This window comes from Mesorhizobium sp. M4A.F.Ca.ET.020.02.1.1 (genome assembly GCF_004022645.1).
GTDB lineage: Bacteria > Pseudomonadota > Alphaproteobacteria > Rhizobiales > Rhizobiaceae > Mesorhizobium.
On sequence record NZ_RZOI01000955.1, the window covers coordinates 1 to 1,896 of the forward strand.

Annotated in this window: 1 protein-coding gene; it reads left to right on the forward strand. The window is 63.4% G+C overall.

Annotation, left to right across the window (positions count from 1 at the left end; translation table 11 throughout):
• Positions 1–1,896 (forward strand): Wzz/FepE/Etk N-terminal domain-containing protein (locus tag EN742_RS33560; RefSeq protein WP_245492458.1); only part of this gene is annotated, 1,896 nt, incomplete at both ends.

The window sequence follows — 1,896 nt, forward strand, 5'->3', positions numbered from 1 at the left end:
CCATTGCCTAGCGCGGACGCGGAAAAAGGTGAGGACTTCATCGACATCGAACGTCTGCTCGGCATGGCCGCGCGGCAGGTCAAGGTGGTGGCGGTGTGCGCCGTCATAGGCCTGTTCCTCGGCGTAATCTATCTGCAGACCACGCCCAAGCAATACATGTCGGTCGCCAGCGTGTTGATCGACGAGGGCCTGAACAAGGTCGTCGACGACATCTCGGCCGCGTCCGTCACCATGCAGACGGATGCCGCCCTGCTCAGCCAGATCGAAATCATCAACTCGGCCCGCCTGGCATCGGTGGTGGTCGATAAGCTGAAACTCGACCAGAACCAGGACTTCATGAATCCGCCGCAATCGGCTCTGGCCAAGGGCATCGGTTTCCTGCGCGGCGTGATCGGCTATTTCCGCAGCAACTCCGCCGACGAAATTCCCGGCATGGAGAATGTCGACGCCGCGACGCGCGAGGCCATGAAAAAGGAAGCGAGCCACGACTATGCCGTGCTGAAGCTGCAGAACGAGGTGCAGGCGCAGCGCAACGGCCGCAGCTATGTGATTGCCATCGGCTATCAGTCGCCGAACCCGGCGCTGGCGACGGCGATCACCAAGGCCTATTCCGATGCCTATCTCGCCGACCAGCTCAACGCCAGCTTCGACGCCACCGAACGCGCGGCCGTCTGGCTGCAGGGCCGCTTGGCGGAGCTTCGCGAAAGCTCGCAGAAGGCGTCGATGGCGGTTGAGACGTTCCGGGCCGAGCACGGGCTGTCCGCCAACAGCGACGGGCAGCTGATGAGCGACAAGCAGCTCGCCGACCTGAATGCCCAGCTCATCGTCGCGCAGGCCGATACGGCTCGCGCCAGCGCCCGCTATCAGCAATACAAGGCGATCGTCGACAGCGGCTCCGACAACGCCTTCAACGACTCGGCCATCGCAAGCGATCAGCCGGCCAGCTCGGTCATCACGACGCTCAAGACCCGCTATCTCACCATCGCCAAGCGGCTGCAGGATGTTTCGGCCAATTACGGTGCGGACCATCCCCAAGCGGTCGCGCTTGCCAAGGAGAAGGCCGACGTGTCGGCGCAGATTTTTGGCGAGCTGAAGCAGCTTACCGAAAATTACCGCAACGAGTATGAAGTGGCTCAGACACGTGAGACGGCGCTCAGGCAGAAGATCGCCGACGCGGCAGGCAAGAGCTCCATCGACAACCAGTCACAGGTCAAACTGCGCGATCTGAACCAGCAAGCGACGGCGCTCACCACGCTCTATCAGACGTTCTTGAGCCGCTATGAGGAAGCCTCGCAGCAGCAGTCCTTCCCGGTCGGCAAGGTGCGCATCATTTCTGATGCGACTATGCCGCTCTCCGCGGCAGGCCCGCGCACATCCAAGGTGCTGGCGCTCTTCCTCGTGCTTGGCGTGTTGCTCGGCGCCGGATTTGGCGGCTTGAATGAATTCAACGAGCGCTTCTTCCGGACCGGCGACGACATCCGCGACCGCGTTGGCCTCAAATTCCTCGGCTACCTGCCGACGATCGGCGGCGGCAGATCCGGCAAGGACAACAAGCCCGACGACGCCGAAGCTGATCCCAAGGTCGCCAGCCTCTCGGCGGCGGAAAAGCGGGCGCGAATGCGGGTCAGCATCGACGCGCCGGCATCGATGTTCGCCGAAACGCTCCGCAACGCCAAGATCGCCTTCGACGTGGTCATGGAAGGTCAGGGCAGCCGCGTCATCGGCGTGATCTCGCTTCTGCCCGGCGAGGGCAAGTCGACGGTGGCGGCGAACCTGGCGGGGCTGCTGGCCGCCAACGGCGCCAGGACGCTGCTGATCGATGGCGATCTGCGCAATCCCGGGCTCAGCCGCAGCCTTGGCATGGAAACCGAGCAAGGGCTGATGGAAGCGGTGGTC